We start from the raw sequence: 15,600 nt of genomic DNA on the forward strand, positions 1-15,600 counted from the left end.
CATGGATAAAAACGAAGAAGAAAGAGAACAACATGAACACGTCAGCGCGCAACGCTTTAAGGCAACTTGAGCAAGGTCGCCGGGTACGGGACGAACGGTTCGACGTCGATCACCAGCCGGCACGGCCGTGGTGGTCCGTCGGCACGTCGCCGCGCCCGCACGGCCTATGGCAGCGCGCTGTCTCGGCGCTGGTCGCGTTGACGCTGTTCGCCGGGCCGCTATCGATCACGTTCGAACAAAGCCGCGACGCGGCCGGCGTGCTGGCCGGCGGCAGTCATCGTCTGGATGACGAAGCATGGCAACGCATCATCGACCTGAGCTTTGTACGTGTGCGCTTTGAGATGCAGATGGCGCAGGCCGCGCCGATCGTCGACCCGAGCGCGCCGATCACGTTTCAACCGAAGATCACGCAGACCACCGGCGCGAATGGCGGCGTCCCTGTGGTCAACATCACCGCGCCGAATGCGGCCGGGATTTCGCTGAACAAATTCCAGACCTTCAATATCGACCCGATCGGGTTGATTCTGAACAACAGCCTGACGGGCGGCACGTCGCTGACGGGCGGCAATCTGCAGGCCAATCCGAATCTGGCCGGCCGTACGGCGAGCGTGATCGTCAACCAGGTTACGTCGACGGGCGCCGCCTACGCGAGCTTGCTGAACGGTCCGCTCGAAGTGTTCGGCGCGCCGGCCACCGTGATCATCGCGAACCCGAACGGCATCACGACGAACGGCACCGGCTTCACGAACACGATCGGCGTGACGCTCTCGACCGGTACGCCGCAGTTTCTGAGCGACCTGAAGGGCACGCCCACCGACTTCAACAACGCGCAGGCGATCGGCTACAGCGTGGTCGGCGGTCATATCCAGATTGAAGGCAACGCGGGCGTGAACGGCCCCGGCGCGGGTATCGAAGGAACGGTCGGCACGATCGACCTGATCGGCGAAACCATCGGCGTCAACGCGCCGTTGTATGCCGGCTCGCGAATCAACGCGATTGCCGGGCGCCAGTTCGTGCTGCCGTCGGCGGTGAGCAGCAACGGCACCACGTATGCGACGTCGGCGAACGGGGCGGATAACAGCGCCAACGCGATCAATAACGCCAACGGCCACGCCAACAACGGTCTGGCCATCGACGCCACCGCGTTCGGCGCGATGACGGCCGGCCAGATCCAGGTGATCGGCACGGCGGCCGGCATGGGCGTGCGCACCGACGCGCAAATGGCCGCCAACACCGGCGACCTGCTGCTGTCGTCGAACGGCGACCTGACGGTCAACGGCTCGGCCGCGCAACAGCAGGCGACGCTGCAAGCGGGCGGCAATCTGTCGATGACCGGCGCGCACGTCGGCATCAACGGTTACACGATCAATGCGAACGGCGACGTCACGTCGACCGGCACGATCCAGACGGGCGGCAAGCTCGCGGTGACGGCGGGTGGCAACGTCAACCTGGCGAACGCGCAGTCGAACGGCGACACGGCGGTCAACGGCGGCGCGAGCGTCGCGCTCGGCGACGTGCAGACCGGCGGCGCACTCGCGGTGACCGCGCAGGGCAATGACGGCACGGGCGACATCAATCTGAACGGCACGTCCGTGATGAGCGGCGCGACCCATCTGCAGGCGGCGCGCGATGTCAACGTGAACGGGCAGACCAACGGCAGCACGATGCAGGTGACGGGGCAGCGCAACGTCAATGTGAACTCGAGCGGCGTTTTACGCACCACGGGCGATCTGACGGTGGCGGCGACCCAAGGCAGCCTCACATCGAGCGGCAATGTGGCGGCCGGCGGGCAGGTCACGCTGACGACCGGGCAGGACGTGCGGTTTACCGGCGCGTTGCAGGCCAACCACGATTTGCAGGTGAACGCCGGCAACAGCGCGACGCTGGCCGATACGCAGGTGGGCGGCGCGTTGCGGGTCACGGCGAACGGCACTTCGAACGGCGATGCGACCTTCAACGGCAACACCCAGGTAGTGGGCGCGGCGGCCGTGCAGGCGGCGCGCGATGTCGTCGTGAACGGCACGCTTGCGAGCGGTGCGCAGGTCACGCTGAATGGGCAGCGCAATGTCACGGTCGCGAACACCGGGACCGTGCAGGCGAACGGCGATCTGAACATGACGGCGGCGACCGGCAACGTCACGTCCAGCGGCACGCTCACCACGGCGGAGAACCTGAACGCGACGGCCGGCCAGGACGTGGCGCTGACCGGCACGACCGGCGCGGTCGCGAATACGAGCTTGCGCGCGGGCCGCGATCTGACGGTCGGCGGGACGCTGAACGGCCAGGGCACGGCGACGCTGACGGCGGGGCGCGACGCGTTGCTCGGCGGCACCAGCGGCTTTACGCACGACGTCACCGTGAACGCGGCGAACAACCTCACCGTGAGCGGCACGCTGATCGGCATGGCCACGCTGACGCTGACCGCGGGTCAGGCGGCGACGCTCAACAACGTGCAGTCGACTGCCGCGTTGCAGGTTGCCGCCAACGGCGGCCCGTTGACGATCAACGGCACGGTGACTTCGCTGGCGGGTGCGTCGCTGACGTCGGGCGGCGATTTCGCCGTCAACGGTACGTTGCAGAGCAACGCGGCGTTGAGCGTGGCGAGCGGCGGCAATCTGTCGGTGGCCGGCACGGTCAACACGTTGTCGACCGGGGCATTCAATGCCGCGCGCGACTTCAATATCGCCGGTACGTTGCAGACGAGCCATTCGCTGAGCGTCACGAACGGCGGTAACGCCGTCATCTCCGGCACCGTCAATTCGTTGGCCGACGCGTCGATCACGTCGGGCGGCAACGTCGGTGTCAATGGACTTCTGCAAGGCGTCGGTGCCCTGCTGGTCACAAGCGGCGGCGATACGTCGGTGGGCGGCACGGTGCTGTCGACCAGCGACGTCACGCTGCGCAACGCATCAGGATCGATGACCAGCACGGGCACGTTGCAAGCGGGCGGCAAGCTGCTGATCGACGCGGCGCAGTCGGTCGATCTGGGGCATCGCGACACCACCGCGCAAGGCGATCTGACCGTCAACGCCGGCCAGAACCTGACCATGAACGGCACAGTGACGGGCCAGGGCAACGGCACGCTGACGGTGGGCGGCGCGATCGCCGGTTCGGCGGCGGCGGCGTTTGTCGGCGCGGCGACGCTGCGGTCCGGCGGCGATACCACGCTGACCGGCTCGCTGCAGGGCAATACGGTGCAGACCGGCGCGGGCGGTTCGGCGACGCTGCATGACGTGATGGCGGCTTCGACGCTGTCGCTGTCGGCGGCGAACGATCTCGCCACCAATGGCACGGTCTTGAGTCATGCCACCGTCGATCTGAATGCGGGACGCGACCTGACGACGAGCGGTCCGGTGCAGTCGATCGACAATATGACGTTCACGGCGGGGCGCGATCTGAACGCGACCGGCGCGCTGACCGTGCAGACCAACGACCTGCGCATCACGGCGGGCAATAACGCCAGCATCGCGGACGCGCAAGTGGGCGGCGCGTTCACGATCGCCGCGAACGGTGTGAACGGCGCTGGCGGTCCCAACGGGCTGACCGGCGGCGACATCACGTTCAACGGCACGATGACGACGGTCGGGGCATTGACCGCGCAAGCGGCGCGCGACGTGGTCGTCAACGGTAAAACGGCGGGTGGCGGCGTGACCGGTCTGCAGGCGGGCCGCGATGTGCAGGTGAACGGCACGCTGGCGAGCACGTCGCAGGCAACGCTCGACGCCCAGCGCAATGTCGGCGTGGCGACGAGTGGCGTCGTGCAGGCCAACGGCCCTCTCGCGATCACGGCGCACACCGGCAACGTCACCTCGACCGGCACGCTGCAAGGCGCGGCCAACCTCGACGTGAACGGCGGCCAGGACGTGGCGCTGACGGGCACGACCGGGTCGATCGGCGCGGCGAATCTGCAGGCGGGTCACGATCTGACGATCGGCGGCACGTTGGCGGGGCAGAGCGGCGCCACGCTTGCCGCGGGTCACGATGTGACCGCGGGCGGCAGCATCGGTTATATGAACGACGTCGGCGTGACCGCGGGCAACAATCTCGCGGTGACCGGGTCGCTGGTCGGCGCCGGTGTGACGCTGACGGCGGCGCAGGCCGTGACGCTCAACAACGTGCAGTCGGACCACGCGTTGCAGGTCGCGGCCAACGGCGGCGCGCTGACCGTGAGCGGCACGGTCACTTCGCTTTCCACGGCCACGCTGAATTCGGCCGGCGATTTTGTCGTCAACGGCACGCTGCAAAGCGCAAATCAGCTCGCTATTACGAGCGGCGGCAAAACCGCGATTGCGGGGACGGTGACGTCGCTGTCGACCACTTCGGTGACGTCGGCGTCGGACGTTACCGTCGGCGGTGCGCTGCAGAGCACGGGCGCATTGACCGTGACCAGCGGCGGCAATACGTCGATTACATCGCCCACGGGCATGGTGCAGTCGAATGGCGATCTGACGTTGCGCAATGCGTCGGGCTCGCTGACGAGCGTCGGCTCCATTCAGACGAACGGCAACCTGCTGATCGATGCCGCACAATCGGTCGACCTCGGCACGCAGAGCACCACGGCGCTCGGCAATCTGACGGTGAACGCCGGGCAGAATCTGACCATGAACGGCGCAGTCGGCGCACAAGGCAACGGCACGCTGAACGCAGGCGGCGCGATTGCTGGCGCGGCAACGGCCGCCTTCGGTCAGGCGCTGAATGTCAGTTCCGGCACGGATACGACGCTCACCGGCTCGCTGCGCGGCAATACCGTGCAGACGTCCGCAGGCGGATCGGCCACGCTGAACACTGTTACGTCTGCGTCCACGCTTTCGCTCGCGGCCAATGGCGATCTCGGCACGACCGGCGCGGTCACCAGCGGCGCAACGGCGACGCTGAACGCAGGCGGCAACCTCAACCTCGGCGGACCGCTTCAGGCGGTCGGCGATACCCACTTCAGCGCGTTGAGCGGCAGCGTCGTATCGACGGGTTCGGTCGCCACCAATGGCGCATTCAACGTGCAGGCCGGGACGGATATCACGCTCGGCGGCCCGGCGGCGGCCTCGCTCGGCATGACGCTGGCGGCCGCGCGCAATGTCAGCGCGACCGGTGCGCTGAGCGTACTGGCCGGCGATCTGCAGATTACCGCCGGCAACAACGTCGGCGTGACCGACACGCAGGTGAGCGGCGCATTCGGTGTGGTCGCGAAGGGTGTCAACGGCGCGGCGGCGGGCGGCGACGTGACGTTCAACGGCACGGCGATCGCGCTCGGCGCAACGAGCGTCCAGGCGGCGCGCGACGTGATCGTCAACGGCATGCTGGCCGGCGGCGGCGACGGCACGCCAGGCGCCAGCGCGACGGGCAACAGCCCGACGACCGTGCAGGCAGGTCGCGACGTGAACGTCGCCGGTTTGCTGGCCGGCGGCGCACAACTCGGCGTGACGGCGCAGCGCAACGTCGCGGTGGGCACGAACGGCACCGTCGAAGCGGCGGGCGATCTGAGCGTGGCGGCGACCACGGGCGGCGTGACGTCGACGGGAACGTTGAACAGTCAATCCACGCTGCACGTCAACGCGGCGCAGGATGTGTCGCTCACGGGCGTGGCCAGCGTGGTTGGGGCGACGACGCTCAACGCGGGTCATGACCTGACGGTCGGCGGTACCTTCGTCGGTAAGAGCGGCGCGACGCTCGGCGCGGGGCACGATGCCACGCTGGGCGGCTCCAGCAGTTTCTCCGGCGATACGTCGGTCAACGCGGGCAACAACCTCACGGTCAGCGGCGCGCAGGTCGGTGCGGGGGTTTCGCTGACGGCGGGGCAGGCAGCGACGCTCAACAATGTGCAATCGAACAACGCGTTGCAGGTGGCCGCGAACGGCGGCCCGCTCACGATCAACGGCACGGTGGCGTCGCTGTCGACGGCTACGCTGAGTGCCGTCGGCGACTTTTCCGTCAACGGCATTCTGCAGAGCGCGGACACGCTCAGCGCGACGAGCGGCGGCAAGTTCACCGTGCCCGGCGCGATCAATTCGCTGACCGGCGGCACGTTCAGTTCGAGCGGTGACTTCACGGTCGGCGGCAGCTTGCAGACCACCGGCGCGCTCGGTATCACCAGCGGCGGCAATACGTCCATCGCGGGTACGGTTAATTCGCTCGCGGGCGGCGCGCTGAAATCGACGGGCAACGTCGCGGTGACCGGCACCTTGCAAGCCGCTCAAGCGCTCGACGTGACGAGCGGCGCCGACACGACGAATAGCGGAACGATCCGTTCGACCAACGGCAACCTGAGCCTGCACAACGCGGCCGGTTCGCTGACCAGCACCGGCACGCTGGAGTCGGGCGGCAATCTCGCGATCGACGCCGCGCAATCGGTCGACCTCGGCACGCAAGGCACGACAACGCTCGGCAACCTCACCGTCAACGCCGGCCAGAATCTGACGATGAACGGTTCGGTGGCGGCGCAGGGCAACGGTACGTTGACCGCGGGCGGCACGATTGCGGGCGGTGCCACGGCGGCGTTCGGCCAGGCGGCCGTGCTCAGTTCCGGCGGCGATACGAACCTCACCGGTTCGCTGCGCGGCAGCACCGTGCAGACCAACGCGGGCGGCTCCGCTTTCGTGCACGACGTGCTGTCGGTGTCGACGCTTTCTTTGGCGGCGAACCAGGACGTGAATGTCAGCGGCGCGGTGACTAGCGGCGCTACCGCGGCCTTGCAGGCCGGCGGCAATTTGAACCTCGCCACGTCGAGCGCGATCCAGTCGGTCGGCGATACGTCGCTGACGGCGGTGAGCGGCAGCGTGACGTCGACGGGTGCGATTGTCAGCAACGGCGCGCTCAACACGAAAGCCGGCACGGATATCAACCTTGGCGGCACCGCCAATGTGACGGGAAATACGACGCTCAATGCGTCGAACAACGTCAACCTGAACGGCAGCTTCGCGGGCAGCGGCGCGTTCGCCGCGCAAGCCGGTTCGGCGATCAACCTCGGCAGCGCGGCTAGCGCGGCCTCAACGCTCGACACGTCGTTGAAGGCGGGCAGCGACATCAATCTTGCCGGCACGCTTACGAGTCACGGCGGTTTGAATGCGCAGGCCGGGCGCGATATCGCGGTCGGCGGCGCGATCACGACGGCGCTCGATACGCTCTTCAACGCCGGGCGCGACATCAATGTGTCGGGCACGCTCGCGGGTGTCGGTTCGGGCAGCGTTGCCGCGGGTCGCGACATCATCGGCGCGGGGACGTTTGCGTTTGGACAGGCGGCGACGCTCAGCGCGGCTCGCGATGTCGTGCAGGGCGGTTTGATTCAGGGGCAAACGATTCAGGTGAGCGCTGCGGGCAACGCGACGGTGACCAACATCACGTCCGCTGGGACGCTTTCGCTGGCCGCCAACGGCACGAATACGGCGACCGGTCCAGGTAACCTCATTGTCAACGGCACGGCCACCGCGGCGGGCGCCGTGACGGCGACCGCGCAGAACGACGCGACGATAGCCGGCAAACTCGAAAGCGGTGCGAGCCTCGGCCTCACTGCACAGCAGAGCGTGGCGATCAGCGGCGCAATTCAATCCGTCGGCGATATGAACGTCACGGCGCAGGCGGGCAGTCTCACTGCGACGGGCGGCATCAACAGCGGCGGCAAGCTCGCCGTGTTGACGGGCCTCGATCTGTCGCTGGGAACGGCGTCGAGCACGAGTGCCGTTAGCGACATGACGCTCGGCGTGGGCCGCGACGCGAGCCTGAACGGTTTGCTGATCGGCGGAACCAGCGGCGTGATTACGACGGGCCGCGATCTCAACGGTTCGGGCACGCAGGCGTTCACGGGCGCCGCCACGCTGAGCGCACAGCGCGAACTCGCGTTGACCGGTGCGCTTCAGGCGAATGCCATCGGCGCGACTGGCGGCGACAGCGCCAGCTTGCACGACGTCAATTCGGCGACGACGCTCGCCGTCACCGCGCAAGGCAATGTCGGCGCGGGCGATGCTTCGATCACCGGCACCGCGACCGCAGCGGGCACTGCGACGGTCAATGCCGCGCGCGATGTGCTGGTCAGCGGATCGCTGGCCAACGGCAGCACGCAGACGTTGAACGCCGCGCGCAACATCTCGGTGACCGGCGCCGTAAAGGCGGCCGGTGATCTGAATGCAACCGCCACGACTGGCAACATCGCGTTGTCGGGCACCACGACCACGGCGGGCGCGCTGAATCTCACGTCCGGGCTCGATACGCAACTCGGCGGCCAGGTGGCCGCTGCGAATCAGGCGACCGTGCAGGCCGGTCGCGACATCGATCTGAACGGCGCGCTGGCGGGGCAGATGGGCGGCACGCTGACGGCGGCGGGGAATATCGCCGGAGCGGGTTCGACGGCGTTTTCGCAAGCCGCGACGCTCAATGCATCGAACAACATTGCACTGACTGGTCCGCTGCAAGGCGGCAGCCTCGCGTTGACGGCCGGCAACAGCGCGGCGCTCGCGAATGTGCAAGCCGTGACCGGCGGTCTTGCCATCACGGCGAACGGCAATGCGGGCGGCGGCGATATCACGGTGAGCGGCGCAGCGACCGCATTCGGCGCATTGTCGCTGCAGGCGGCGCGCGACACCAGCGTGACCGGCGCGATCAATACCGGCGGTGCGACCACCGTCAACGCGGGACGCAACGTCACGCTCGGCGACGTCAATGCATCCGGCGATATGGCGCTGACGGCCACCAGCGGCAACCTTGGCGTCGGGAATCTCACGACGCAGGGCAATCTGGGTGTGAACGCCGGTCAGGCACTGACCGTTGCGGGCGCAACGGTCGCCGGCGGCAATGCGCAGTTGAAGTCCGGCGGCGATATGACGCTGACGGGCAGCATCGGCGCGCAGAACGCCGGGTCGTTGAGTGCGGGCGGCTCGATCAACGCGGCATCGGTGGCCTTCGGGCAACAGGCGACGCTCAACGCCGGCGGCAGCATCGGCGTGACCGGCAGCGTGGCGACCAACGGTGCGCTTAGCGCGACGGCCGGCAACGATCTGTCGATCGGTTCCGCGCAGGCAGGCGGAACGCTTACCCTGCAGGCGCAAGGGCACAGCGGCGCGGGTGACGTGAAGGTCGGCGGCACGCTGGCTTCCGGCGCGGCCACCACCGTGACGGCGGCACGCGATGTGACGCTCGGCGGCAACGTGACGAGCGCCGACAAGTTCAGCGCGACCGCGGGCCGCAATCTCACCGCGAACGGCGCGATCGGCGCGAACTCCGACGTCGCGTTGAGCGCGACGAGCGGCAATCTGGGCGTCGCTGGTTCGATCACGAGCCAGGGCAATCTCAATGTGAATTCGGGCAGCGCGTTGTCGTTGTCCGGTGAACTGGTCAACGGCAATACGACGCTGAGCTCGGGCGGCAACACCAACCTGAGCGGCGCGTTCCTCGGCCTCGGATCGGCGACGCTCAACGCGGGCGGTTCGGTGATGGGCAGTGGCGCGGCGTTGACGTTCGGCAAGGACATCACGATCGGCGCGGGGGGTGGCGTCACGCTCGGCGGTATCCAGGGCGCGGGGCAGTTCAGCGCGACGTCGACCGGCGACATGTCGCTCGGCGCCACTACGGCGGTCGGCAATGTAACGGCGAAATCCACGGCCGGCAGCGTGAGCTTCGGCGGTGCGCTGCAATCAGGTGGCAACGTGCAGGTCGTCGCGGCGAATAACGTCTCGGTGGCGGGCGCGGTGTCGTCGATGGGCAGCGTCAACATGACCGGCACGGCGGGCAATGTGACGGTGGCGGGGGTGTCGTCGAACGGCGATACGACGCTCAACGCGGGGCAGACGCTGACGCTGAGCGGCACGAGCACGGTGGCGGGGCAATTCACGCTGAACGGCGGCAACGTCACGTTGAGCGGCTCGCAAAGCGGTTCGAAGAACGTCACGGTGAAGGCGGCCGGCACGCTCGATGCGAGCCATACCACGCTCGTGTCGACGCAGAACATGCAGTTGAGCGGGGCCAATGTGACGCTCGGCAATGTGGTGGTGGGCGGCGCGTTGACGGCGGCGGCGACGAATCAGTTGTCGCTGGTGGGAAGTGCCGTGGATGCCGTGGGCACGGCCACGTTGACGTCGCAGAATGGATTTTATAACGCCAGCAATGTGCTGGCGGGCGGCAATCTTTATGTGTCGGCGCCGAATTTGACGAATGCGGCGAATGCGTCGCTGGCATCGACCGCGACGACAACGGTGAACGGCACGTACTTCACCAATGCCGGGCTGGTGAACGGCGCGACGACTGCGGTCAACGTGGCCGGCAATCTGAACAACACGGGCGGCTCGCTGATGGGCGTGAACGCGTTGTCGGTCACGGCGGGTTCGCTGAACAATCAGAACGGCGTTATTTTTGCGGGCAATCCGAAGACGCCTAATGGCCCGACAACCGGCGATGTGTCGCTAACGGTTACCGGCGGCGCGGGTTCGTTCTATAACGCGGGTGGCCAGTTGCTGGCGCAGCGGAATATGACCGTCGGCATGAATGGGCTCACGCTCGATCTGTCGCAGGGGACGATTAGCCAGGGCGGCGCGCTGTCGATCACGGCTGGGCAGATCAGCAATAGTGGAACGTGGAATTACGGCGGGCAGAGCGTCAGTGTCTACGGTCTGTATGGGATGACCAACAGTGGCTTGATGACCGGCAGCGCACCGCTGACGTTGGGTACGGGGGGGACGTTTACCAACTATGGTCAGGTGACTGGCGGCAACGTCACGTTCAATGGGACGTTGAATAACGTTGCCGGTGCGGTGATGCATGCCGACAGCACGCTCGCGCTGAATGGCAATACGACGAATCGCGGGACTGTCGAGGCCGGTAGTGTGCTCTCGGTGACGGGCGGGAATTACGATAACCAGGGTGCGACTACGCAGTCGAAGGGGGATGTTAACTTCAATATTGGCGGGACGCTGTTTAACACCGGCGGGTCGATTTTCGCGGGGAATAACGTCAATATTAGTGCGGGGGCGGTGGTTAATGATCAGACGGCGCCGGGCGGCGCGGTGACGACCACGACGATCGTCTCCGATCCGTCAGTGCTGTGGTCTGGCGCCATCGGCCAGGAGAGTGCGGGGCTGGTCTACACGTACGGGCACGGCGGGGATCAGTACACCGGTACGTCCAGCTTCTCGTTCTCCACGACGCTCGGCAACCTGCTCTCCCCGTCCGGTTATCAGGCCGGAACGACCCCTGCCAGTGCGCCGCGCGATGGGTATCCCAATGGCGGTCACTGCTCTGGAGATTGCACGGTGGACGGCTCCTCGCCGCTCGTGAGTTCGGGTACCGTCACGTTCAACGAGTACAACGTGTATGTCGGCGACAGCGTTCACGACATGCCCATTTACGAGAAGCTCTGGTATGTCTCGACGAGCGCCGATCCCAACGCCCTTGCGTCGCAGACGTTTACGCTGCCCACGGTTTACCGGAGCTCGACTGTTCAACAGCCGGGGGCTTCGGGTGTCATTTCGGCGGGCAATTCCATATCGCTGACTGCCGGTTCGCTATCGAATCGCGGCGGCCAGATCGCCGCGCAAGGCAATGTGTCGCTCAACGTGCAATCGTTGAGCAACGGCGCCGTGGCGCCGACGCTCGCGACGCAGGCGACGGACTATGTGGACCAGGCCGCGTATTCCGCCTTCCTCTCGCAACTCCAGGGTCTAGGCACGATTGCGGCCAACGATCCGACGCGTCTGGCGGACCAGGCATCGCTGCCGATGTTCACCATCGCTCCGGGTTCGGCCGCACCGTCTGCCGCGGGGACGCTGACCTACACCACGCCAACTGGCATGGTGATGGCCGGTAACAATCTGCAGCTCGCTGGCGGGAATCTCGTCAACGCAGGCCTGCTATACGCAGGCAACAACGTACAGGTCAGCGCCGCCAGCCTGACCAACCAGGGCGGCAACCAGCAGAACTATTCGTCGCAGGTTGGATGTGCGGCAGGCGTGCCGAACAAGGCATGCGGAACGGGCGGCGACACGCGCGGCGCAAACCCGACTACGACGACGTTCGGCTACAACCAGAACGACGCGACCATCTACGCGGGCAATGACCTTGTCATTGCTGCGGGGCAAATCAACAACACGTTCGGCAATCTGCTTGCGGGTCACAACATCGTGATCGGCGGGGTCGGCACGACCGCGAGTTCGACGACACCGGCTAGCAGCCTGAACAACACGTCGGGCAACATCGTCGCGGGCAACAACATCACGTTGAATGTCTCGGGCGCAATTACGAATAATTTGCCGCCGCCTGTGCCGGTGCACGAGAACTACGGTTCGAAGGAACAGTATTCGGGCTGTATGACGGCGGGTGGCTACAAGGAGAGCTACTGCGAGGGGTATGTCGATCAGCAGTCGGGTAGTTCGTCCGTTATCAGCGCAGGGAACAACCTGCAGATCAACGCAGGAAGCCTGACGAATATCGGCAGTCTGATCGCGGCAGGGAATAGCGCGACGATCCATGTTGCTGGTCCGGTGGTGAACGAGGCGCAGACGTTGAATGCCTACTGGCACTCGCATTGGGTGCAGGAAACGGGCGATTTCAGTGCCGATAAGCGTCACGATGTCTGGGCGTGCGGTTCGGCGGCGGAGTGTACGGCGCTTTACGGCAGCGCCTACACGAGCAACGGAGGCGCGATCGATCCGCCGCAACCCGTCGGCAATATCGCTGCGACGATTCAGGCGCCGAATCTGTCGATTACGTCGGGTGGTCAGATTCAGAACGTGGGTAACGTGATCGGTACGTCCGTGACGTTGACCGGACAGAAGCTTATCAACGGCATCACGACTCCGAATACGTATACGCCGCGCGTGAATGCGCCGTCGCAAGTGATCTCGCTTAGCCCGATCAACCTGCCTGGGTTGAACCTGTCCATGCCGCGTGCCGTTGGCGCGACGCTGCCGACGCCGATCGCGGGGAAAGCTTCCTATGTCGACAACTCCCTGGGTGCTTCGGCAATCGGCAATTTGAGCCCACAGGATCTGCTTACCGCGTTGCCGGCCAATCTTCAGCCGAGTTCGACGCTCTTCTACTACAACCCGCAGGAAGAAGACCTGATGCTGCAGCAGGCGGCATTGCAGCAAACGGGTAAGGCGAGCTTTATCGATGGGCTGACGTACGACAGCAAGACGAACACGTCGGTGACGGAGCAGGAGAAGCAGTACCTTTATCAGAACTCGCTTGACTATGCGAAGGCGAACAACCTGCAGCTCGGCGATGCGTTGACGCAAACGCAGATCAATGCACTCGACAAGCCGATGCTCTGGTATGTCGAGCAGACCGTGCCGGACCCAACGTGCACGGCGACAGGCGTTGTCGCGTGCCCAACGATTACCGCGTTGATGCCGCAGGTTTATCTGCCGAACAATACGAGTGCGATGTCGGCGGGTGGGAATATTTCAGGTCAGGATGTCACGCTTAATTTCGATAAGGGGAGTGACGGTAGCGTCCTGAACACGGGCAGCATTACTGCCTCCGGGACGTTGACGGTCAATACCGATTCGTTGACGAACCAGGCGAATCAGGTCGACGTCGGCCAGATCTGGAGCAAGATCAAGGGCGGGTACCTCGACGAGACCGGCACCACGGTTCAGCCGGGTGGCTTCATGAGCGCGGCGAACATGGATCTCAACGTTGAGACGTTGAGCCAGATCGGTGGGGCGCTGCAGAAGCTGAATGCCGACGGAACGGTGGATCAGGCTGGCACGCAGCAGATGCTGGCTGCGCTTCAGCAACAGCTTGGCGGGAATTTCACGCAAACCTCGGTTAGTGACGATTTACATACGAGCTTTACGGCGGAGGGCGGTTTCGGCATCCAGCAGATTGCGGCGATGGTGGCCGCCGTGGTGGCGTCGGTTGTGACGGCTGGAGCGGCAGCGGCGGTATTGGGGGTCGCTGTCGCCCAAATGACGCTGGGTGAGGCAATCATGGTTGCCGCGCTATCAGGTATGGCCTCGAGCGCCGCAAGTCAGATCGTATCCGGCAATGGCTTTAGCCTGACGTCGATGCTGGAAGCCGGCGCTGTGGGGGCGCTTACCGCGGGCATAACTAACGGGATTACCTACAACAGCTCAACTGGGGCGTTCGGGCTGGGCAATCTGGACCAGGGGTTGGATAGCCTGGCGCAGAACACAAGCACGCTGGGCCAGATGGCGGGGATTTCGAGCATAGGCAATGCGATGGCCGGCACGGTCGCGCAGGCTGGGGCGACTGCCGCGAGCAATTTGCCGGAGGAACTCGCTGCGCTCGGTGCGACGGCGACGATCAGTGCGGGTGTTCAGACGGCGATCGAGGGGGGAAGCTTCCTTGATAACCTCAAGACGGCCGGCGTGGGCGATCTTGCTGCAGCGGGTGCATTTGCAATTGGGCAAGCCAATGCGAATGGTGTCTTCAAGGACACGCTGGGCGATTTCGGTGAGGCGGGGTATATAGCGACCCACGCCGCGTTAGGGTGTGCTGCGAGTGCGGCGCTCGGAACGGGTTGCGCGGGCGGCGCCATTGGCGGGGCAGCCAGTGCGGTCGTTGCGCCTCTGGTCCGGGACGGGCTATACAACGGTACGCAGACGGTCACGTTGACGGACAACGGAGATGGCACGCTCACGCAGACAACGAGCTATAACAACTCCGCATTCAACGTCATTACGACTTCGATGGCGGCACTGAGTGGCGGACTAGCTGCAGGATTCGCCGGAGCTAACGCTCAGGCCGGTACAACGTGGGCCGAAAACGAAGCGCAAAACAATGCGACCACGCCAAAAACTGTCACTCAAAGTGTCGTCCAGAGCGTAATGTTTGGGCTGATGCCATGGGGGGCGAATAACCCGTTCTCGCAGGCTGTGGGCTCGGCAGCTCGGTCTACGGTGCAAGGCGTAATGTCGCAGATTCAAGCGAACTACGGAGGACAGAACCCGCAAGCGGATGCGAACAACCAGATTCCGGGGTCGGACGACAACGACACATCCCATACGGGGGCGGCGCCTGTAACATCCTTCTTGGCGGCATTGTGCCTCGCGTTTACAGAAGGACTTGGATGTGGCGCAACGTCGGCACCTATACCCGGTACGTCGGGCGGCAACAGGCCGGGCAATGCGACTTTTTCGAGTGGTAACAGCGATAGTGGGTCAGGGAGTAGCGGTGGTTCAGGTGCCACAAACAGCAGTGCGACGGGAACCACTGTTTCCGCGAATTACGCCGTAGGTAAGGCGGCTGAGGTCGAGGTGCAAAACTACATGGCAGATCAGCCGGGCGTTACAGTTCAACCGCAAGTTAGTCTTGTTAGTGGCTCAACGCGCGCTGTTGCGGACCTCGGGATAAATGGTGTGCCAAATTCGACGGTGCAATTGCCCCCCGGATATGTGGCCGAAGACGTCGTCAGTGGAAATGTTCTGCTCGACGCGAATGGCAACCCAGTAACGTCAGTGCGGCTAAACGCTCAAGGACAGGCAATATTGGAAGTCAAAACTGGTGGAGCGACAACGACATCGAACCAGAGTACGGTATATCCAGCGGTACAATCTGGTACGGCATCCGGTACCGGGCAAGGAACCAATGCGGCGAAAGCTAATATGAATGGGCCGCTTCCGCCTACGCCCGTTGTTATTGTTCGAAAGGTTAACTAGC

General features: G+C 65.1%; 1 protein-coding gene. It reads left to right on the forward strand.

Annotated elements, in window-relative coordinates; genetic code table 11:
- Positions 1 to 32: 32 nt before the first annotated feature.
- Positions 33 to 15,599 carry a filamentous hemagglutinin N-terminal domain-containing protein gene (locus tag GGD40_RS29110; protein ID WP_179745987.1) on the forward strand — a complete coding sequence of 5,189 codons (15,567 nt, stop codon included), beginning with the start codon at positions 33 to 35 and terminating at the stop codon, positions 15,597 to 15,599.
- Position 15,600 lies beyond the last annotated feature (1 nt).

Source organism: Paraburkholderia bryophila, from assembly GCF_013409255.1.
GTDB lineage: Bacteria > Pseudomonadota > Gammaproteobacteria > Burkholderiales > Burkholderiaceae > Paraburkholderia.